Consider the following 19,659-nt stretch of genomic DNA (forward strand, 5'->3'; position numbering starts at 1 on the left):
CGAAGCTTTCGAGCAGCCGGAGGACCTGGACGTATTCACGCCGGCCGGCTTTCAGCAGGCGAGCTTCCATCAGCCGCTGCAGGGTGGTGAATGCCTTGGGCAGGTCCCATCCTGCCAGTGGTGCCGCCTGCTCGAAGGCGCCGATCTTCTTCTTGATGAGCGGCAGGTAGTGGATCGGATCGAAGACCATATCCTCGCGGTCGTAGCTGCGCAAATGGCGGGCGATGATCTCGCCGCCACAGCCGATCAGAATCCGATCGACATAGGCACGGATCCAGACATCGCGGTGCCCGTAGGCAACCGGCACGGAATAGTCGTTGGTCTTGTAGCGCACCAGCGCGAGCGAGCTGACACGGCCCGATGTCTGGTCGCAGGCTTTAAAGGAAGTTGCAGGAAGCGTCGCCATCGCTTCCAGATCGCGTTGGAGCCTCTCGCCAATCGTCTTGTTGTGCCCGCGCAGCTTGTCTGATTGCCGCTTCCGGCACTGCTCTTCGAGCCAATCGTTGAAGGCATCCCAGGTCGGGAAGGTCGGGATCGGCACCATGAAGTTGCGTCGGGAGTATCCGACCAAGCCCTCGACCGATCCTTTGTCATTGCCCTTGCCGGGGCGCCCATATCGATCCCGGATCACGTAGTGAGACAGCATCTCGCTGAACAGCTTTGCCCGCCTGCGCGTCCCGTCCGGTTCGATCTTGGCCACCAGACAGCGGTCGTTGTCGTAGAGGATCGACCGGATATGCACGGACGTAGCAGGCATCGCTGTGCGGCAGATCAAGGGCAAAGAAGTGAGCCTTTTGTTCGACACCGCCGATCACCACCACCGCTTCACCGAAATCGGCCTGGGCATGGCCCGGTGCGTGCGTCAGAGGAACGAACACTTCGCGATTCCGCCGACCATGCTCGCGGACATAGTCCTTGATGATGGTGTATCCGCCCGCAAAGCCATGCTCGTCGCGCAGCCGCTCGAAGACCCGCTTGGCCGTATGCCGCTGCTTGCGGGGTCTCTCCCGGTCTTCTGAAAGCCATTGATCGATGATTCCGGTGAACCCATCCAGCTTGGGCCGCCGGATCGGCGCTGAGCGCCGATAGCCAGGCGGAACCGAAAATGCCAAAATCTTCCGAACGCTGTCACGAGATATCCCGAAATGCCGGGCCGCTTCACGCTGGCTCATGCCCTCGGCACAGGCCAGACGAACCTTGCGATACAAATCCACGGTGAAGATCCTCCCGCCCTCCCTCCGTCAAATAAAGAAGAGCAAAGATGGACGACTTTTGCGCCGCCCGCAGCAGGCTCATCCTGCCGCTACCGTGGACGACTTTCTCACCGCCGTTCTCACCCGGCCGCGTAGACCGCATCGCGCTGCTCGACACCAATCCGCTGGCCGAGACCGAGGCCGTCAAGGTCCGACGCGGACCGCAGATCGACAAGGCTCGCGCGGGCCGCATGGCCGAGGTCATGCGCGACGATATGATGCCGAATTACCTTGCCGACGGTCCGGGCAAGCAGCCGCTGCTGGATTTCTGCATGGAGATGGCCCTGGATCTCGGACCGGAGGTCTTCATCCGGCAGTCCATGGCCCTGCGCGACCGCCCGGATCAGAGCGACACCTTGCGCGGTTTCGAGGGACCGGCCCTGGTGCTTTGCGGGCGGCACGACGTTCTCTGCCCCGTGGCGCGGCACGAGTTGATGGCCGGCCTGCTGCCCAATGCGACGCTCGCGATCATCGAGGGCGCCGGACACATGCCCACCCTGGAAAAACCGAACGAGACAAATGCGGCGCTTGAGCGTTGGCTGGAGATACCATGACACCCGACCTTCTGGACCTTCTGCGCAAGGTCGACACGCCCACCGTCTGCAACGCCATCGAAGTGGTCGAGGGCAAGCGCGGCTTTGATCGCTTTACGCGCGGCACGGTGCTTTGCAGCGACCCCGATGCGGGCGCGATCGTCGGTGTCGCCCGCACCGCCAAGATTGCCGCCGCCGCCCCGCCGGACGAGGCGCCGGAGGTGATCAAGACCAGGCGGATGGACTACTACCGCCACATGGCGACCGGACCCCGGCCGGCTCTGGCGGTGGTCGAGGACCTCGACGGTGCGAATGCCGTCGGTGCCTATTGGGGCGAGATCAACACCAATGTGCACAAGGGCTTCGGCCTCGCCGGGGCGCTCACCAACGGGGTGATGCGCGACCTCGGCGACTTGCCAACGGGCTTCCCGGTGATCGCCGGGTCGGTCGGCCCCAGTCACGCCTTCGTTCATGTCCGCGAGATTGGCACGCCTGTCACGGTTTTCGGCCTGGTAATCTCCGATGGAGAGCTGGTCCACGCCGACCGCCATGGGGCGTTGGTGATCCCGCAGGACTACGTCCCCGAGCTCGGCGCCGCGATCAAAAAGTTGCAGGGCACCGAGGCCATCGTGCTGGAGGCTGCCCGCGCGCCGGGGTTTGATTTCGACGCGTTCGAGGCGGCCTGGACCGCGTTCGAAAAGGCGCGCACCTGACCGTCGGGCGCTAAGATCCGAATTGGCGGGATCGGAACGTCAACCGGCAGGATCGTCACTCGCACCGCAGCTGAATGGCGGTTAAAACGCAAAGAACCACTACAATGGAACCAAACGTGCCCCAACTTCTTCGCTTCGGCCTTCTTGCCCTTGTCGCGTATTTCGTCTGCATGGCGATAGCGCATTTCTTCGGAATCAAGGTTCCGATCCTGTTCGTCTATTACGACACGCCGTTTTACGCCTACCAGGACAAGATCATCTCGTTCGCGGTGCTCAGCTATGTCGGGCTGTTCTACGCCGCTGCCCGCGATATCAAGGTGGTCCCGATTGCCTTGGCCGTGCTCGGAATGACTGCGCTCGGCCTCGCGTCGGTCAACATGTCGGATGCGCTGGCGTCGGTGCTGGCCGAGGGACAGTCGACCTGGCCCTACTGGGCGCAGACCGGGATGATCGCAGGCCTTTGGGTCATTCTGACCGCCCTTTATCTCAGGCGGTCAGACGGCTGACCGTCGCGCGGCGGAACAGATCGCTGCCAGCACCGTCCCGCAATCATGCCGCGCGTTGATCCCTTCACTTTGCCCCGGCGACGGAACCGGCGGGCGGCTACCAGTCGCGCGGCCGCGTGCGTTCGAGCTCGGGGCTGATCGGGATGAATTCTCCCTCGTCCCCCGGCGGCAGCCTGAAGGGGCCGCCCGTCCAGTCCGCCGCCTTCCAGTCTTCTTTGGCCTGCTCGATCCGATCCTTCGACGAAGAGACGAAATTCCACCAGATATAGCGCGGCCCGTTCAACGTCGCGCCGCCAAGCGCCATCAGCCGCGCTCCCTGCAGCCCGGCCTTGACCGAGATCCGGTCGCCGGGGCGAAACACCATCATGCGGCCGGCTTCGAACGTGTCGCCGCTCACTTCGATGCTGCCTTCGGAAACATAGATACCCCGATCCTCATGGTTGTCGGGCAAGGGGAAGGATGCGCCGGGCTGAAGGATGACGTCGAGATAGAAGGTTTCGGATTGCATGGTGACGGGGCTGGTCTTGCCATAGGCCTCGCCGAGGATCAGCCGCGCGGTGGCGCCGCCGTCCTGAAACTGCGGCAGCGCGGCTTCCTTGTGGTGCTCGAAATCCGGCGCCATCTCCTCGCGGTCTTCGGGCAGGGCGATCCAGGTCTGGATGCCGAACAGCTTGTGCCGAGTTGCGCGGGTCTCTTCGCTGGTTCGCTCGGAATGGGTCACGCCGCGGCCGGCGACCATCCAGTTGACCTCGCCCGGGTAGATCATCTGGTGGGTGCCGAGGCTGTCGCGATGTTCGAACTCGCCCTGGTAGAGGTAGGTCACGGTGCCGAGCCCGATATGCGGGTGCGGTCGCACGTCGATGCCGCCCTCGGTGATGAACTCGGCCGGGCCCATCTGGTCGAAGAAGATGAAGGGGCCGACCATCTGCCGGTCGGGCGAGGGCAGGGCGCGGCGCACCTCGAAACCGCCAAGGTCGCGGGCACGGGGAACGATCAACGTTTCAATCTCCCCGGAGTGCTCCTGCGGGCATTCGGGGTTTTGTGTCGGGATCCAGCTCATCGGTGTCCTCTCCGGAAATCTTGTGTCAGTTTGAGCGGCCGGTCAAGACGGCCCGGCGGGGCAGCCACTTCAAGAATAGGACCTGCCGGACGCGAGCGAGGGGAGCGGGTTTGCGTCCGGCAAGCAGGCCGATCCACCCAAAGCGGGCTCAGGATCAGCCTTGTTCAAAGGTCAATGCAGCCGTCTTCTCGGCGCGGGCATGGTGAAGAGCAGCGCCGCGCCCTCCGTGGCCCAGTCGAGCGAGGTCGTCTCGCCCGACGGGATTTGCAGCCCGTCGCCGGCGCTCAGGCGCTCGCCCTCAGCAAAGCCCAGACCGTCAAGCACATGCACGAAACGGTCGGCTCCGGGGCGGGCGAGGTCGGTGGTCTCGCCGTCACCCGCGCGGATCAGCGTCACCGTGGTCTGCGACCCAAGCGGCAGCAGCGCCCCCGAGGTCGCAGGGCCGGCCAGCAGGACGTCGCCGGCCTCAGGCACTTTGGTCTGCGCATAAGAAGGCACACCGCCACTATGGTCCGGGATCAGCCAGATCTGCAGGAGGTGGGCGGATTCGCTGTCCGAGGCGTTGTATTCGGAATGCGCGACGCCGTCGCCGGCCGACATCAGCTGCGCCTCGCCCGCGTTGATCACCGAGACGTTGCCCTGGCTGTCCTCGTGCCGCAACTGGCCCTTGGTGACGTAGGTCAGGATGTCCATGTCGGCGTGGTCGTGCATGGGAAAGCCGGCGCCGGGGATGATCCGGTCCTCGTTCAACACGCGAAGATTGCCGAACCCCATCCGCATCGGATCCTGGAAGGTGCCGAAGGAGAAGGTGTGGAAACTGTCCAGCCAACCGCCGCGCGTATGCCCGCGAACGGTCTTTTCGTGGATGGTGATCATGGCAAAGCTCCTTTCGTTCGCAGTGCGGCACCGGGTCAGGTCAGGGTGCCGAAACCAGCGTTTGCAGTGCAAGAAGTTCTGGCTGACGCAATTCGTGCCCGCCGTCGTGGATTTCAGTTGCGACCTCGGCGCACTGGTCGGCGTACCAGTCGACCAGCGCCCTGGTTGCGGGCCAGGGGCAGATCGGATCGCGTTGCCCCGCGGTGATCAGCACCCGCCTCCCGGCGAGGGCGGGGACAGGCTCGGGTGTCCAGGGGATCAGCGGGTGCAGCAGGCCGATCCGGTCGAAGAGATCCGGGCGGGCCATGCTCACCGAAGCCAGGATGTTGGCGCCGTTGGAATAGCCGAAGCCGTAAACCGGGCTCTCCGGGTGACGCGCCTTGTGCTCGGCGACATACTCCGCCATCGCTTCGGTCCGCCGGGCCAGGTCTGCCATGTCGTAGACGCCCTCGCCGGTCCTGCGAAAGAAGCGCGCGGCGCCCCTCTCCGAGACGTCTCCCCGGGGCGAGACGACTCCCGCGCCCGAGAGAAGCTGACCGGCGAGATCGAAGAACTGGGTCTCGTCCCCGCCGGTGCCATGGAAGGCGAAGATCAGCGGTGCGCCCGGCTCCGGGGATTTGGTGAGCGCATGGTAGGTGTCCGTCAGCATGGGGGTGCTCCTCAGGCGGCGATCGGGGGAAGCAGCCCCTCGATCTGCGCGCGGTGCGGTTCGTAGCGGGTCGGCAGCTTCAGCGCCTCGCCCAGGTGCGCGGTATCCTCGTCCCGGTCGAAGCCGGGTTCGTTGGTCGCCACTTCGAAGAGCACGCCGCCGGGGGTGCGGAAGTAGATCGCCCAGAAGTAATCCCGGTCGATCACCGGCGTGACCTGGTAGCCGGTGTCCATCAGTGCGCGGCGCACTTCGAGCTGGGCGGCGCGGTCTTCCACCGCAAAGGCGATGTGGTGCACCGATCCGGCCCCTTGTCCCGCGGTGCGTGCCCCCGGCAGTTCCTCGATGTCGATGGTATCGGCCGCGTTGCCGCCCTCGATCCGGTAGCGGGTGATGTTGCCGGCGCTCTCGTTCTTCTGGTAGCCCATGAAGGTCAGAAGCTCGCCGGTCGCTGCCGCGTCGCGCAGGCTGAACCGCGCGCCGTGGAAGCCGAGGATGCCAGCCTCTTCCGGCACATCGGTCCCGGTCCAGGGGGTACGGCCGCGGGGATCACTTTCCACCAGTGCGAAACCGTCCCCGTCCGGGCCGTCGAAGCCGAGCCGCGCCTCGCCCAGGAAGTTGCCTTCGGTCAAACCGGTCACGCCTTTCGCGGTGAGCCGCTCCTTCCAGAAGCCCAGCGCGCCTCTGGGTACGGCGAATTCGGTCGTCCCGACCTCGCCGGTGCCGCGGCGACCCTTCGGCATCTGGCCGAAGGGAAAATAGGTCATGACCGAGCCGGGGGTGCCGATCTCGTCGCCGTAATAGAGGTGATAGACCTCGGGCGCGTCGAAGTTGACCGTCTTCTTGACCCGGCGCAGCCCGAGGGTATCGGTGAAGAACGCGTTGTTTTCATTGGCATCGGCTGCCATTGAGGTGACGTGGTGCAGGCCCTTGATTTCGGTGATCATCGTCTTGCCTTTCGTGTCGTCCGTGAGTGTTGAGACCAAGATAGGGCAAAGCGGGGCGCGCCTTAATCGAAACGTTTCTGCATTTACTATTGTCTGAAATGCAATAATCGTTGCACTGGCGACAACGATCGGGCCCGCGGCCCGATCTTGGCGACGTGAAACGACAGGCGCCCCGCACGGTGGGCGAACACCGGGCGAGGCGCGTGTCATCGGGCAGGGGCTGCGTGGCGTAGCTCTCAAGCGGCCGTTTAGTCCGCCGGTATCGGGGTATCGAGTGCCGGCGCGGCCATGAAGCGGATGGCGGCCTCGATGTCGTCGCGGGAGCAAGCGTCGCAAAGCCCCATCGGCGGCATAGCCCCGAACCCTTTGACGGCGCGGTCGATCACGTGATCCAGCCCAGGGGCCAGCCGTTCCCGCCACTGAGCTGCATTGTTCAACTTGGGCGAGGACACCATGATGTTTTCGGGCGCATGGCAGGCGGCGCAATGGCTCTGGTAAATCGCCTCGGCGCGGGAGCCGACCTCGGCGGATACGGGCAGGGGCGCGGCATTTGCAAGGGCGGCCAGCGCCAGTGCCGCGGGGAGGCTGGGGACGTTGCGTGTCATATTTCCTCTCCGGAACGAAGGATGCCGGGCGGTATGACCCGCCCGGCACCGCGTGGATTACTGGCCTTCCTTGGCGTTGAACATCTGCTCCGCATAGATCACGCCGAGGCCGTAGCCGCCGGCATGTTCCTTGGCGATCTCCAGAGTGCCGGCGTAGGTTTCACCGCGCGCCCAGTCACGTTGCAGCTCGAGCAGGTACTGGACCCAGGTGATCGGGGTGGCACCGGCATCGATCATGCGCTGCACGGCCATGTCGTGGGCCTCGTCGGTCACGCCGCCCGAAGCATCGGTGACGACATAGACATCATAGCCCTCCTGCAGCGCCGACAGCGCGGGCAGGACGATACAGACCTCGGTCCAGAGACCGGCCATGACGATCTTCTTGCGACCGGTCTCCTCGATCACGTCGACCACGTTGTCGTCTTCCCAGGTGTTCATGGTGCTGCGGTCGATCGGCGCCTGTTCCGGGAAGACGTCCTGGATTTCCGGGAAGATCCGGCCCGAGAAGCTTTCCGCCGCCACGGTGGTCAGGATGGTCGGCACCTCGAAAAGCCTGGCGCTCTTGGCGAGGCCGACGGTGTTGTTGCGCAGCTCGGCCACGTCGATGGACTTGGTGGCAAAGGCCATCTGCGGCTGGTGGTCGATCAGCAGCAGGGTGTGGTTGTCCGGGGTCAGCAGGCTGTCGGCCGGGTCGGCGGCCTGGGCGGCGGTGAGGGAGAGGGTGAAGGCGACGAGCGTCGCGCCGAGGGTCTTGAGTTTCATGAGTCTTCCTTTCGGGGTTGGAATTGCGTTGGTTGAGGGTTGCAGGGGACCGTTCCGGAAAGCGTCACTTTCCAGCAGGTCGGCCGGTTGAGATGCGGGGTATCGAGAAGCGCGCGGTTACCGCGGGGCGCAGATCAGGGAGCGTCTTCGGTGTTCATTCATCTTGCCTTTCGGGGTCGTCTCTGGGTGACGAGGCCAAGGTATGGCGAAGAGGTGTGAAGAAAAATCGAAATGATCTTGCATTTACTGTTGTCGCAAATGTAATGAACGCCCATGCAGGACATCAAGCCGATCCGCGTGTTTCTGAAGGTCGTCGAGCTCAGCAGCTTTGCGGCGGCGGCGCGCGAGCTGAAGATGACGCCGGCCTCGGTCACCCGCATCGTCGCCCGGCTGGAAGAGGACCTCGGCCAGCAGCTCTTGGTGCGCACCACGCGGCAGGTCTCGCTGACCAGCGCCGGGGCGATGGCCGCGGCCCGTTTCGGGCCGGTGGTGGAGGACTTTGATCAGGTCGCGGAAGAGATCACCCGCGCCGTCCGCCCCGATCATGGGCGGCTGTCGATCAACGCGCCGATGTCGCTGGGCCTGCGGCTCATGCCGTCGATGATCGACAGGTTCCGCCTGGCCTATCCGAACATCACCCTGGACGTGAGCCTGACCGATGCCTTCGTCGACGTCGTCACGGAACGCTGCGATCTTGCCATCCGCATTTCCGGCCCGCCAAGCGACAAGTCGACCATCTGGCGCAAGATCTGCGAGGTGCCGCGCCACCTGGTTGCCGCGCCGGGCTTGTTCGACCGGGTCCCGCGGCCGGAAACGCCCGACGATCTCGATCCGGCGCTCTGCATGTCTTATTCCGCAGCGGGACGGGCGGAGCGCTGGACCCTCAGCAACGGCGCGCGGAGCCGGGCTGTCACCGCCGGGATCTCGGTGGTCAGCAACAACGGCGACTTTCTCTACGCGATGGCGAAGGCCGGCAACGGCATCGCGCTCCTGCCGGATTTCATCGTCAGCGAGGGGCTCGCCTCGGGGGCCGTCGAGACCGTCCTGAGCGACTGGTCCGCGCCGTCGCTCTGGTTGACGATGTTCTACCCGCCCTACGAGGCGCTGCCGCCGCTGGTCGCCACCTTTACGGATTTCTTCGAAGCGCACCTGCAGGAAGTCAACGGGCTGACTTTCGGCACGCCGGCGCCCTAGTCACGGAGCAAGACAGATGTCCCATTTCCAGCGCGAGTTTGCCGTCACCCTGCCCGCCGGGCGCGTGCGCTTCGGGCCGGGCGTCCGGCATGACATCGGCGCAGAAATCGCCCGCCTCGGGGCCGAACGTGCGCTGATCCTGACCACCCCGCGGCAGGCCGACGCCATGCGGGCCTTCGCGACAGAGGCCGAGGGGCGCGTGGTGGACGTGTTTGCCGGGGCGAAGATGCACACGCCCGTATCGGTGACCGAAGACGCGCTGGCCGAGGTCGAGAAGATCGGCGCCGATTGTCTGGTGGCCGTCGGCGGCGGCTCCACCACCGGTCTCGCCAAGGCGCTGGCGTATCGCACCAACCTGCCGCAGATCATCGTGCCGACCACCTATGCCGGGTCCGAGGCGACGCCGATCCTGGGCCAGACCGAGGACGGGATCAAGACGACCCTGAGGGACCCCAGGGTGCAACCCGAGGTGATCCTCTACGATGCGAAACTGGTCACCGGTCTTCCCGTCGCCATGACGGTGACCAGCGCGCTCAACGCCATCGCCCATGCGGCTGAAGGGCTTTATGCCGAGGACCGCAACCCGCTCTCCAGCGTGATGGCGGTGGAGGGGATGCGCGCTTTTGCCGATGCCTTGCCGCGGGTGCTGGCCGATCCCGGCGATCTGGATGCCCGGGGCGAGACACTCTATGGCGCCTGGCTCTGCGGCTCGGTTCTGGGCCAGGTCAGCATGGCGCTGCATCACAAGCTCTGCCACACGCTGGGCGGCACGTTCGACCTGCCGCATGCCGAAACCCATGCGATCATCCTGCCCCATGCCATCGGGTTCAATGCTGCGGCGGTGCCGGAGCTTCTGGCGCCGGTGGCAGAGATTTTCGGCGCGGGCTCGGCGGGCAGGGCCCTGCACGGCTTTGCGGCGCGGATGGGCGCCCCGACACGGCTTTCGGACCTCGGGCTGAAGGAGAGCGATCTCGACCGCGCGGCGGAACTGGCCACGCAGAACGCCTATCCGAACCCGGCGGAGATCACGCCGCAGGGGGTGCGCCAGATCCTGGAGGCGGCCTATTGCGGGCGCCCGCCAGTGCGCTGACTCAGCCGCGCGCCGCTCTGCGGGGCGCCGCGACGCTGGCGCGCCGGATCAATTCGACCGGCAGGATGGTCCGCTGCGGCACAGCACCGACGTCACCGCGGATCAGCGACAGCAGGTGCCGGGCGGCGGTCTGGCCGGCCTCGAATTGCTGGATGCGCACGGTGGTCAGCCCCGGCGGGATCAGGTCCAGAAGCGGCATGTCGTTGAAGCCGGTCAGGGACACATCCCCGGGGCAAGTCAACCCGCGCTTGCCAAGCGCGCGCAAGGCCCCGAGCGCCAGCCTGTCGTTGGCGCCGAGGATCGCCGTCGTGCCGGGGGCCGCGTCGAGGATCTCATGCGCACAGCGCTCGCCTTCCTCCTCGTCGAAGCGCAGCGCCTCGGAAATGGCCAGCCCCGACGGATCTAGGCCATGGGCGCGCGCGGCGGCGAGGAAACCCTCGCGCCGCAGCTTCCCCGTCGACAGGTCCGCAGGGCCCGCGATATGCGCGATCTGGCGGTGGCCGAAGCTCGTCAGATGGGCAAAGACCGCGGCAATGCCCGCCTGCTCGTCGTTGATGACATAGGGGATCTCGGTGCCCTCGATCTTGCGATTGAGGGTCACGATGGGCAGGCCCGAGGCGGCGGCCTCGACGATCGACGGCTCGTTGCGCAGGGCGGCGGTGTGGATGATGCCGTCGACACCGCGTTCCTGCAAGGTGCCCAGCAGGGCGACCTCGCGCCCCCTCTGGCTGTCGGTATTGACCATGATCGAGGCATAGCCCTTGGGCTCCATCACGCTTTCGATGCCGCGCACGATTGGCGGAAAGAGCGTGTTGGTGATGTCGGGGATCATCACGCCGATGGTCATGGTCCGATTGGTGCGCAGGCTGTAGGCGGCGCGGTTGGGGCGGTAGCCAAGCTCGCGGGCCGCATCCTGCACCTTCTTCACCACGTCGTCCGAAATCGGCGTCGCGCGATTCGGATCGAGCGCCCGGGACACAGTGGAGACATGGACTCCGGTGGCCTTGGCGATGTCTTTCAGCGTGGCGCGTTTGTTCATGCGGTCCTCCGATCCCGTTCTGAATAAGGGGGTTTCGCGCGAAGCGCAATCGATTGCGCGATTTTCGTTGACGCTTTGTCGCAGTGCGTGGTATCAATTTACGCAATCGATTGCGTGAGATTGCATCTGGAGGAGGGCAGCCACGCAGGATCGAGCCAAGGAGGACAGCCGACCCCGGGTGCCGCAGGACGCGGCAGACCGACACCGACCACCCCGAAGGCGCGCCATGCCGGACCTCGACAGGGGACCGCCTGGCTCGGTCGGGGCGCGGGACACCTACGCCCAATCACGCAAACGATTGCGTGACTGGGCGACACGAGAAATCACCAACGGAGGAGTGACGTGATGACTTACCGACTGATGGGCGCGACGGCGCTGACGGCCGCCTTGGCGCTGCCGGTCCTGGCCCAGGACGGGCCGCTGAAAATCGGGGCCTCGCTGCCCCTGACCGGCAACTTCTCGGTCGCGGGCCAGAAGCACCAGCAGGGCTACGAGCATTGCGTCTCGCTAATCAACGAGCGCGGCGGCATTCTCGGTCGCGAGGTCGAGCTGATCGTCTCCGACAACCGCTCCGATCCGGCCACCGCGATCAACCAATACGAGCGATTTATCAACGTCGACGGGGTCGAGGCGGCCTATGGCACCTTCTCGTCGCGCCTGACCTTCCCGGTGGCCAATATCCTGGCCAAGAACGGCTTCGTCCACCCGGTTCCGGCGGGCGGGGCGCTGCGCATCTATACCCAGGGCCACGACAACATCTATTATTTCCAGCCGAACGCCGCCGAATATGTCGGCGCCTCGCTGGCCGGTGTCCTGTCCGACCTCGTGCCGGCCGAGGGCAGGCCGAAGACCGCCGCGGTGATCTCGGCGGACGATTTCTTTGCCAATGGCGTCTGGTCCGGTCTGATGGGCGACAAGGTGATCGACCCGGCAGATGGCAGCGAGGTCGCCGACCTCGCCCCAGGCTACCTGGCCGACAATGGCATCGAGGTGGTCTTCTCGCAGAAATGGCCGGAAGAAGGCTTCAATGACTGGCTGAACATCGCCAATCAGGTCAAGCGCTCCGGTGCGGAGCTGATCATCGGCCTGACCGCCTCGGCCGAGGAAGCCGTGCAGCTGACCCGTGCCTTCAAGACCGTGCGCGCCGAGCCGCAGATGGTCTATCTCAGCCAGGGCACACAGGCCGAATTCCTCGAAGGCACCGGCGAAAGCTCCGACGGGGTTCTGATCCACACGTCTTGGCACAGGGACGCGCCGTTCCAGTCGGTGCTGGGCGGGCAACCCTTCTCCAACGCCGAGTTCGTGTCCACCTTCGAAGCCAAGTACGGCAGCGTGCCGGACGAGGACAGCGCGATCCCCTTCGCCGTCTGCCAAGGCATCGAACAGGCGATTGTCGGCGCAGGGACCACCGACAACGCGGCGATGGGCGACTGGCTCGATGCGCGCACCAAGGACGACCCGGTCCGCACCATCCTGGGCCGGTTCAACTGGGATGACATCGGCCTGCCGTCGGAAAAACCTTTCCTGATGACCCAGTGGAATGGCGGCGCATTGCAGTTCGTCTACCCGACCGACGAGTTCGAGGGCGTGGCACCGATGACCTACCCCAAGGGCAATTTCTGAAACCTCCCTGAACTGCCGGGCCCACGCAGGGCGTGGGTCCGGGTTTTTTCACCACTCACGGAAAGGACAGGACATGCTCGAGGTAAAGGGACTCTGCAAGTACTTCGGCGGCATCAAGGCGATCGACGGATGCAGCTTCGAGGTCGAGAAGGGATCGATCACCGCGTTGATCGGGCCGAACGGCGCCGGCAAAACAACCGCCTTCAACTGCATCAGCCGGACAGCCCAGCCCACAAGGGGCGAGATCTGGCTGGATGGCCAACGCATCGACGGGCTGCGGCCCCACAAGGTCACCCAGAAGGGGCTGAGCCGCACCTTCCAGATCAGCCGCAACCTGGCCGACATGACGGTGCTGGAAAACGTTATCGCGCAATCCAAGGTGGGCGGCTGGCGCGACATGATGAAGCCCGCCATGAGCCCGGAGGAGATCGACAAGGCCATGGGCCTCCTGGATTTCCTCGGCATCACCCGGATCGCCTACGAGGACGGCGCGAACCTGAGCTACGGCCAGAAGAAGCTGATGGACCTCGCGGCGCTCCTGATGAGCGACCCCAAGATCATCCTGCTCGATGAACCCGCGGGCGGCGTCAACCCCTCGCTCCTGGAAGAGATCATCGGCCACATCCGCAAGCTGAACGAGCAGGGCATGACCGTGCTCATCGTCGAACACAACATGGACCTCATCATGCGCCTCAGCCACCACATCGTGGTGATGGCGCAGGGGCAGGTGATCGCCTCGGGCGAACCCGCCGAGATCCGTGAAAACCCCGCCGTTCTCGATGCCTATTTGGGCGGCGTTCTGGAGGAGGCGGCATAATGACCGAACTGTTGGAAGTCACCAGCCTGACGGCCGGCTACGGCGACGGCCCGGCGATCTTGGACGGCGCGCATCTCACCGTGGAGCCGGGCAAGGTGCATTGCATCATCGGCCCGAACGGCGCCGGCAAATCCACCCTGCTCAAGGCAATCTGCGGGATGCTGAAGATCCGTCAGGGCGATGTGCGGCTCAAGGGCGAAAGCCTCAAGGGCCTGCGCCCTGACCAGATCCTCAAAAAGGGCGTCTGTTTCGTGCCGCAGGAGCGGGCGCTGTTTCCCAAGATGACGGTGCGGGAAAACCTGCGCATGGGCGGCTATTCGCTGGACGACAAGTCGGACCTGGAACGGCGCATCGACGAGATCGAGGAGCGGTTCCCGATCCTGCGCGAACGCCGCGACCAGCACGCCGGCACCATGTCCGGCGGCCAGCAGCAGACGCTGGCCATGGCCCGGACGCTGATCATCAAGCCCGACATCGTCATGCTGGACGAGCCCTCGCTCGGCCTCGCGCCGAAGATCGTGCAGGAGGTGTTCGACATCATGAAGATGATGGCCTCTGAAGACATCACCATCCTGCTGGTCGAACAGAACGCCTTGATGGGGCTGAAAAACTCCGATTGGGGCGTGGTGCTCGACCTTGGCCGGACGCTGTTCGAAGGCCCCTCGGAAGAGGTGCTGGCCGATCCCCGCATTCAGGAACTTTACCTCGGCGGCAAGAAAGCCGCCTGACGGAGGACATCATGGACATTCTGCAAACCCTCATACTGGGTCTCGCCCTTGGCGGCGTCTTCGCCCTCATGGGCTCTGGCCTCAGCCTGATCTTCGGTGTCATGCGCATCGTCAACCTCGCCCATCCGGCGCTGATCATCGGCGGGGCCTATGTCGCCTATTGGGCGTTCCGCCTCTGGGGCGTCGATCCGCTGGTGATGTTGCCGGTGGCCGCCGTTATCCTCGCCGCCATCGGCGTGGTGCTCTACAAGCTGGTGTTCGAGCGTGAAGCGCGCTCGGCCAAGTATACCGAGATGACCGTGCTTCTGACCTTCGCGCTGGCGATGATGGTCGAGGGCGCGCTCGGCACCGCCTTCAGCAACACCCAGCGCGTGACCTCGCCCGACTATGCGACCGACGCCTTCTTCATCGGCTCCGTCTTCATCCCGAAGGGCCAGCTCTATGCCGGCATCGTGTCGCTTGCGATCATCGGCGGGCTGGCGCTGTTCCTGAAGTACTCGCGCTTTGGCTACGCCATCCGCGCCACCACCCAGAACCGTGACGCCGCCGAGCTTCTGGGCGTCAACGTGAACCTCGTCGGCATGATGAGCTTTGCCATCGGCATCGGCCTGGCCGGGGCGGCAGGGGCGCTGGTGTCCTTCGTCTTCTCGTTCTTCCCGGCGAAGCATTGGGAGTGGATCGCCGTGCTGATGAGCCTCGTGGTGCTGGGCGGCATGGGCTCGATCCTCGGCACCGTCGTCGCCTCCTTCCTGCTCAGCGTCATCGCGGCCTTCGTCGGCGTCTATGCCGGTGCCAGCTGGTCGACCATGACCTTCTTCCTCGCCCTCTTCCTTGTCCTGCTGATCCGGCCCCAGGGCCTCTTCGGCGAGAAACCGGAGCTTGCCTGATGACCATCGCATTCGACAACACATCCGCCGTCCTCGAAGCGCGCAAGGCGCACAACCTGAAACTGGCCGCCGCCGCCGACAAGACCCGCGCGACCTGGTTTCCCCTGACGATCCTCGCCGTTCTGCTGGCGCTGCCCGCGCTGCAATTCGTCGGCAACTACAACTACCTGCTGCACCTTGTGCTGTTCACCGCCTGCTACGTGACGATGGCCTCAGGATGGAACGTGCTCGGCGGCTTCACCGGCTACATAAGCCTCGGCCACAACGTCTTTTTCGCCATCGGCGGCTATTTCGCCGGGGTGATCTTTGCCCGGCTCGGCATCTCGACAATCCTCCTTGCGCCATTGGCGGGGCTGGTCTGCGCGGTCGCGGGCTTCCTCTTGGGCCAGATCATGCTGAAGACGCGCGGGCCTTCCTTCATCATCTCGTCGCTAGCCCTGGTGATGATCGTGCGCATCCTGCTCGATCACTGGACCTTCGTCGGCGGGGCCAACGGTCTGGCGCTTCAGGCCAATGACCTGACGGTGCAATGGGCGAAGCTGCCCTACTACTACGCCTTCGTGATCCTCGCCGCCTTCACCGTCTGGGCCTGCTACAAGATCAAGCATTCCAAGTTCGGGCTGGGCCTGCGCGCCATCTCGAAGGACGAGATCAAGGCCGAGAGCGCCGGCATCAACACCCGCCTCTACAAGCAGCTGGCCTTCGCCATCTCCGCCGCCTTCGTCGGCATGGCGGGCGCAATCTGGGGCGAGTACCTGACCTATATCCGGCCCAATATCTTCACCATCATCCTGGTGAGCGTCTACATGGTGCTGATGTGCATCCTGGGCGGCAAGGCCACCATCGCAGGCCCGGTGATCGGTGCCATCCTGATCATCGCCTTCAACGAGCTCTTCGTCGCCACCCTCGGCGCCTCGGAGATCAACATCCTCGCAACCGGCGGGATCATGGCGATCGTCCTGATCTTCTTCCCGCTGGGCATCGTCGGAACGCTGGCGCGCAACCACCGCCTGCCGCGCGTGCTGAACTGGGACTGAGATCATGGCTTTCACCCTCTACAACGCCCCCCAGTCCACCTGCTCCCAACGTGTGCGGTTCGCACTGCACACCAAGGGGCAGGGGTTCACCGAGCACAAGCTCGACCTCTTCGCCGGCGACCAGCTGAAGCCCGCGTATCTGGCGATCAACCCCAACGGCGTCGTCCCGGCGCTCGTGCATGATGGAGCTCCGGTGATCGACAGCGTGGTGATCCTCGAATACCTCGAGGACATCCTGCCCGACGCCTCGCCGCTGCGGCCAACCGATCCGGTGGAGATTGCGCGGATGCGGGCGATGATGCGCTTCATCGACGAGGTGCCGACCCCGGCGATCCGCATCCCCAGCTACAACCTCGCCTTCCTGCCGCATTTCCGGTCGATGACCGAGGCCGAGTTCCAGGCGCTGGCCGACAGCAAGCCGCTGCGCCGCGAATTCCTGCTCAAGATGGGCCGGACGGGGTTCCCGAAAGCCGACATGGACGAGGCGCTGGGCCGTTTGCAGCGCGGCGTCGACCGGATGGCAGGCTGGCTGGAAGAGAGCGGCGGACCGTGGATCATGGGCGCCGACCTGAGCCTCGTCGATATCGCGATCATGCCGGTGATCGTGCGCATGGCCGACATCAACCTCGACCACATGTGGGCCGACAAACCGGCGATTGCCGACTGGCTGGACGCCATTCGCGATACGCCGGCGTTCCGCGCGACCTATTACCACGGCTCGCTGCTGACCGAGAAATATCCGCATCTGGCCAAGGGGATACAGGCTCCCTCTGAGCCGCTGCGCGAAGCAGAAAGGATCTGAGCAATGAACATCCAGACCAAACCCAAGACGCTGATCACCTCAGAGGCGGATGTGACCCCCTTCGTGCTGGCCGCGATGGAGAACACAGACAACGCACGGCTCAAGGAGATCGTGACCTCGCTGGTCACGCACCTGCATGCCTTCGTGCGCGAGGCGAGGCCGACCGAGGAAGAGTTCGAACAGGGCATGCATATCCTCAATTCCATCGGCCAGGCCACGAACGATGGGCATAACGAGGCGGTGCTCTATGCCGATATCCTCGGCGTCTCCACCCTGATCGACCTGATCAACAACGACGGCATGCAGGGCGAAACCATGTCGGCGCTGCTCGGGCCCTTCTATCGCGGCGAAGCCCCCGAATGTGCCAGCGGCGACAGCATCGTGCGCTGCGAGACGCCGGGCGATCGGCTGGTCCTGAAGGGGCGTGTGGTCTCCACCGACGGCAGCCCCATCGCCGGCGCCACGCTGGATGTCTGGCAGGCCTCGCCGGACGGGCTGTACGAGAACCAGGACCCCGGCCAGGCCGATCACAACCTGCGCGGCAAGTTCACCACGCGCGAAGATGGCACCTATGAGATCGTCAGCGTCAAACCTGCGGGCTACCCGATCCCGATGGACACGCCCGCCGGTGATCTGATCCGGGCGCAGAACCGGACCCCGATGCGCCCGGCGCATGTCCACTTCATCGTTTCGGCGCCGGGGTGCAAGACACTGGTCACGCAGATCTTTTCCGACACCGAGGAGGCGCTTCTGAACGACGTGGTCTTCGGCGCCAAACGCCAGATCGCGGGCGATCTCGTAAGGCTGGAGGACGGCTCCTACACCTGCGAATACGATTTCGTGCTGAAGCCGGGCGTGCCGAGCTTTCCGGAACCGCCGATCAAGGGCAAGGTCGGATGACCGGGGTCCTGCAAGACAAGGTCGCCGTCATCATCGGCGGCTCCGGCGGGATCGGTGCGGCGACGGCCGAGGTGCTGGCCAGGGCAGGCGCGCAGGTGGTCGTCGGCTATCGTTCGAACGCCGAAAAGGCAGCGGCGCTGGCAGGCAGCCTGGCGGGCGAGGGGCATGTGGCACTGCCGGTCTCGGTCACCGAAACGCCGTCGATCGAGGCGCTGCGCGACGCCGTGGCCGAGCGTTTCGGCCGGGCCGACATCCTCGTCAACGCTGCCGGGACCACGACGCCTGTGCCGCACAAGAACCTCGACGGGTTGACCGACGCGATCATCGACGAGGTCTTCGCCTCGAACTGGCGCGGGGTCTTTGCCACAATCCGGGCCTTTGCTCCGATGCTCAAGGCCAGCGGGCAGGGGGTTGTCATCAACCTCTCGTCGATTGCCGCCTACAAGGGGTTCGGTTCCTCCATCGCCTATTGCGGGGCCAAGGCGGGGCTCGACGCCATGACCCACACGCTGGCGCTGGCTTTGGCGCCCAAGGTCCGCGTGCTCTCGGTCAGCCCCGGCATGGTCGCCACCGGCTTCGTGCCCGGGCGCACGGAAGAGGAGATCGCCAGAGCCGGAGCGGCAACGCCGCTGGAGGTCGTGGCGCGGCCCGAGCACGTGGCCGAGACGATCCTCGCCGCCGTCGCGCACCTGCCGCTTTCGACCGGGATCCGCATTCCGGTGGATGCCGGGAGGGCGCTGTGATGCAACCCAAGGTCATCATCACCTGCGCGGTCACCGGCAACCTGACGACGCGCGAGCATCATCCCGGCCTGCCTGCCAGCCCCGAGGAGATCGCCCAGGCCTGCCTAGACGCCGCCGACGCCGGGGCCGCCATCGCGCATATCCACGTGCGCGACCCTGAGACCGCCGAGCCTTCGATGGACCTCGCGCTCTACGAGGAAACCGTGCGGTTGATCCGGGCGAAGAACAGCGCGCTGATCCTCAACCTCACCACCGGACCGGGGGGACGCTATGTCCCCTCCGAGGACGACCCGGCAAGGGCCGGGCCCGGCACCACGCTCATGGCCCCAGAAAAGCGGGTGGAGCATGTGCTCAAGCTGAAGCCCGAGATCTGCACGCTGGATTTCAACACGATGAATTCCGGCGGCCAGGTGGTGATCAACACGCCGCGCAACGTGGGCGTCATGGCCGAACTGATGCGCGACGCAGAGGTCAAACCCGAACTGGAGCTCTTCGACAGCGGCGACATCGTGATGGCGCGCGATTTCCTGAAGGCGGGCCGGATCGACAGCCCGGCGATGTGTTCCATCGTCACCGGCGTCAAATACGGCTTTCCGTCGACGCCCGACGCCTTGGCCTTCGCCGCCCGGATGCTGCCGACGGACGCGCAGTGGACCGGTTTCGGCATCGGCCGCATGGCCTTTCCCATGCTGGTGCAATCCTGGCTGCTTGGCGGCCATGTGCGCATCGGCATGGAAGACACGAGCTACATCGCGCGCGGGCAATTGACCGCCGGCAACGGCGAACTGACCGAGCGTGCGCGCGATCTCATCGAAAAGCTGGGGGGCGTCATTGCCTCGCCGGAAGAAGCCCGGGCCATCCTGCGCCTCGATGCGTAAGCCCCAACCGAAGGAGACCA

General features: G+C 65.2%; 21 protein-coding genes and 1 pseudogene. 14 read left to right on the forward strand and 8 right to left on the reverse strand.

Annotated elements, in window-relative coordinates:
• A pseudogene (locus ACN0SE_RS10335) lies at positions 1-1,214 on the reverse strand (IS21/IS408/IS1162 family transposase); the annotation flags it as partial.
• A 47-nt stretch (positions 1,215-1,261) separates the two neighbouring features.
• Here ACN0SE_RS10335 and ACN0SE_RS10340 point away from each other — a divergent pair.
• The 3 genes from ACN0SE_RS10340 (at position 1,262) to ACN0SE_RS10350 (ending at position 3,005) form a co-directional block, all read left to right on the forward strand.
• Complete coding sequence (locus ACN0SE_RS10340; protein ID WP_417524436.1) at positions 1,262-1,807, forward strand: alpha/beta fold hydrolase; 546 nt, start codon at positions 1,262-1,264, stop codon at positions 1,805-1,807.
• Entirely contained in the window at positions 1,804-2,499 is a 696-nt protein-coding gene (locus ACN0SE_RS10345; RefSeq protein ID WP_417524437.1) for an RraA family protein, read from the forward strand. Before ACN0SE_RS10340 ends, ACN0SE_RS10345 begins: the two co-directional genes overlap by 4 nt.
• 116 nt (positions 2,500-2,615) lie before the next feature.
• A complete protein-coding gene (locus ACN0SE_RS10350) occupies positions 2,616-3,005 on the forward strand; it encodes a hypothetical protein (protein ID WP_417524438.1) in 390 nt (129 codons plus the stop codon).
• 97 nt (positions 3,006-3,102) lie between these two features.
• Here the strand turns inward: ACN0SE_RS10350 and ACN0SE_RS10355 are convergent, their stop codons facing one another.
• From ACN0SE_RS10355 to ACN0SE_RS10380, 6 genes are all read right to left on the reverse strand, one after another.
• Positions 3,103-4,065: a pirin family protein gene (locus ACN0SE_RS10355; RefSeq protein WP_417524439.1), complete on the reverse strand. Its 963-nt coding sequence runs from the start codon at positions 4,063-4,065 to the stop codon at positions 3,103-3,105.
• 171 nt (positions 4,066-4,236) lie between these two features.
• A complete protein-coding gene (locus ACN0SE_RS10360; RefSeq protein ID WP_417524440.1) occupies positions 4,237-4,941 on the reverse strand; it encodes a pirin family protein in 705 nt (234 codons plus the stop codon).
• A gap of 40 nt (positions 4,942-4,981) precedes the next feature.
• Entirely contained in the window at positions 4,982-5,590 is a 609-nt protein-coding gene (locus tag ACN0SE_RS10365; RefSeq protein ID WP_417524441.1) for an alpha/beta hydrolase, read from the reverse strand.
• 11 nt (positions 5,591-5,601) lie between these two features.
• Positions 5,602-6,534 (reverse strand): ring-cleaving dioxygenase, encoded by a 933-nt coding sequence (locus tag ACN0SE_RS10370; RefSeq protein WP_417524442.1) that lies wholly within the window; start codon positions 6,532-6,534, stop codon positions 5,602-5,604.
• Positions 6,535-6,782: 248 nt separating this feature from the next.
• Positions 6,783-7,139 carry a c-type cytochrome gene (locus tag ACN0SE_RS10375; RefSeq protein ID WP_417524443.1) on the reverse strand — a complete coding sequence of 119 codons (357 nt, stop codon included), beginning with the start codon at positions 7,137-7,139 and terminating at the stop codon, positions 6,783-6,785.
• 57 nt (positions 7,140-7,196) lie between these two features.
• Entirely contained in the window at positions 7,197-7,901 is a 705-nt protein-coding gene (locus tag ACN0SE_RS10380; protein ID WP_417524444.1) for a hydrolase, read from the reverse strand.
• 273 nt (positions 7,902-8,174) lie between these two features.
• Between ACN0SE_RS10380 and ACN0SE_RS10385 the strand changes: the two genes are divergently transcribed.
• Positions 8,175-9,095, forward strand: coding sequence for a LysR family transcriptional regulator (locus ACN0SE_RS10385; protein ID WP_417524445.1), 921 nt, complete (start codon positions 8,175-8,177; stop codon positions 9,093-9,095).
• A 16-nt stretch (positions 9,096-9,111) separates the two neighbouring features.
• A complete protein-coding gene (locus tag ACN0SE_RS10390) occupies positions 9,112-10,185 on the forward strand; it encodes a maleylacetate reductase (RefSeq protein WP_417524446.1) in 1,074 nt (357 codons plus the stop codon).
• Between the two features lies 1 nt (position 10,186).
• Here ACN0SE_RS10390 and ACN0SE_RS10395 read toward each other — a convergent pair whose 3' ends face one another.
• The gene (locus ACN0SE_RS10395; protein ID WP_417524447.1) at positions 10,187-11,224 is read right to left on the reverse strand and encodes a LacI family DNA-binding transcriptional regulator; all 1,038 of its coding nucleotides are present in this window, start codon (positions 11,222-11,224) and stop codon (positions 10,187-10,189) included.
• Between the two features lie 345 nt (positions 11,225-11,569).
• On the opposite strand from ACN0SE_RS10395, the gene ACN0SE_RS10400 reads away from it, so the two are divergent.
• The 9 genes from ACN0SE_RS10400 to ACN0SE_RS10440 all read left to right on the forward strand — a co-directional run bounded on the left by ACN0SE_RS10400 (position 11,570) and on the right by ACN0SE_RS10440 (position 19,639).
• The gene (locus tag ACN0SE_RS10400) at positions 11,570-12,847 is read left to right on the forward strand and encodes an amino acid ABC transporter substrate-binding protein (protein WP_417524448.1); all 1,278 of its coding nucleotides are present in this window, start codon (positions 11,570-11,572) and stop codon (positions 12,845-12,847) included.
• Positions 12,848-12,920: 73 nt separating this feature from the next.
• Entirely contained in the window at positions 12,921-13,664 is a 744-nt protein-coding gene (locus ACN0SE_RS10405; RefSeq protein WP_417524449.1) for an ABC transporter ATP-binding protein, read from the forward strand.
• Positions 13,664-14,392: an ABC transporter ATP-binding protein gene (locus tag ACN0SE_RS10410; protein ID WP_417524450.1), complete on the forward strand. Its 729-nt coding sequence runs from the start codon at positions 13,664-13,666 to the stop codon at positions 14,390-14,392. Before ACN0SE_RS10405 ends, ACN0SE_RS10410 begins: the two co-directional genes overlap by 1 nt.
• 11 nt (positions 14,393-14,403) lie before the next feature.
• Complete coding sequence (locus ACN0SE_RS10415; protein WP_417524451.1) at positions 14,404-15,279, forward strand: branched-chain amino acid ABC transporter permease; 876 nt, start codon at positions 14,404-14,406, stop codon at positions 15,277-15,279.
• Positions 15,279-16,316 carry a branched-chain amino acid ABC transporter permease gene (locus ACN0SE_RS10420; RefSeq protein WP_417524452.1) on the forward strand — a complete coding sequence of 346 codons (1,038 nt, stop codon included), beginning with the start codon at positions 15,279-15,281 and terminating at the stop codon, positions 16,314-16,316. Before ACN0SE_RS10415 ends, ACN0SE_RS10420 begins: the two co-directional genes overlap by 1 nt.
• Positions 16,317-16,320: 4 nt before the next feature.
• On the forward strand, positions 16,321-17,118 hold the full coding sequence (locus ACN0SE_RS10425; protein WP_417524453.1) for a glutathione S-transferase family protein: 798 nt from the start codon (positions 16,321-16,323) through the stop codon (positions 17,116-17,118).
• Between the two features lie 3 nt (positions 17,119-17,121).
• Positions 17,122-18,018, forward strand: a complete 897-nt coding sequence (locus ACN0SE_RS10430; RefSeq protein WP_417524454.1) for a dioxygenase — start codon at positions 17,122-17,124, stop codon at positions 18,016-18,018.
• Positions 18,015-18,761 carry an SDR family NAD(P)-dependent oxidoreductase gene (locus ACN0SE_RS10435; RefSeq protein ID WP_417524455.1) on the forward strand — a complete coding sequence of 249 codons (747 nt, stop codon included), beginning with the start codon at positions 18,015-18,017 and terminating at the stop codon, positions 18,759-18,761. Before ACN0SE_RS10430 ends, ACN0SE_RS10435 begins: the two co-directional genes overlap by 4 nt.
• Positions 18,761-19,639, forward strand: coding sequence for a 3-keto-5-aminohexanoate cleavage protein (locus ACN0SE_RS10440; protein ID WP_417524456.1), 879 nt, complete (start codon positions 18,761-18,763; stop codon positions 19,637-19,639). Before ACN0SE_RS10435 ends, ACN0SE_RS10440 begins: the two co-directional genes overlap by 1 nt.
• Positions 19,640-19,659 lie beyond the last annotated feature (20 nt).

It is taken from the genome of Marinovum sp. (assembly GCF_048263515.1).
Classification (GTDB): Bacteria; Pseudomonadota; Alphaproteobacteria; order Rhodobacterales; family Rhodobacteraceae; genus Marinovum.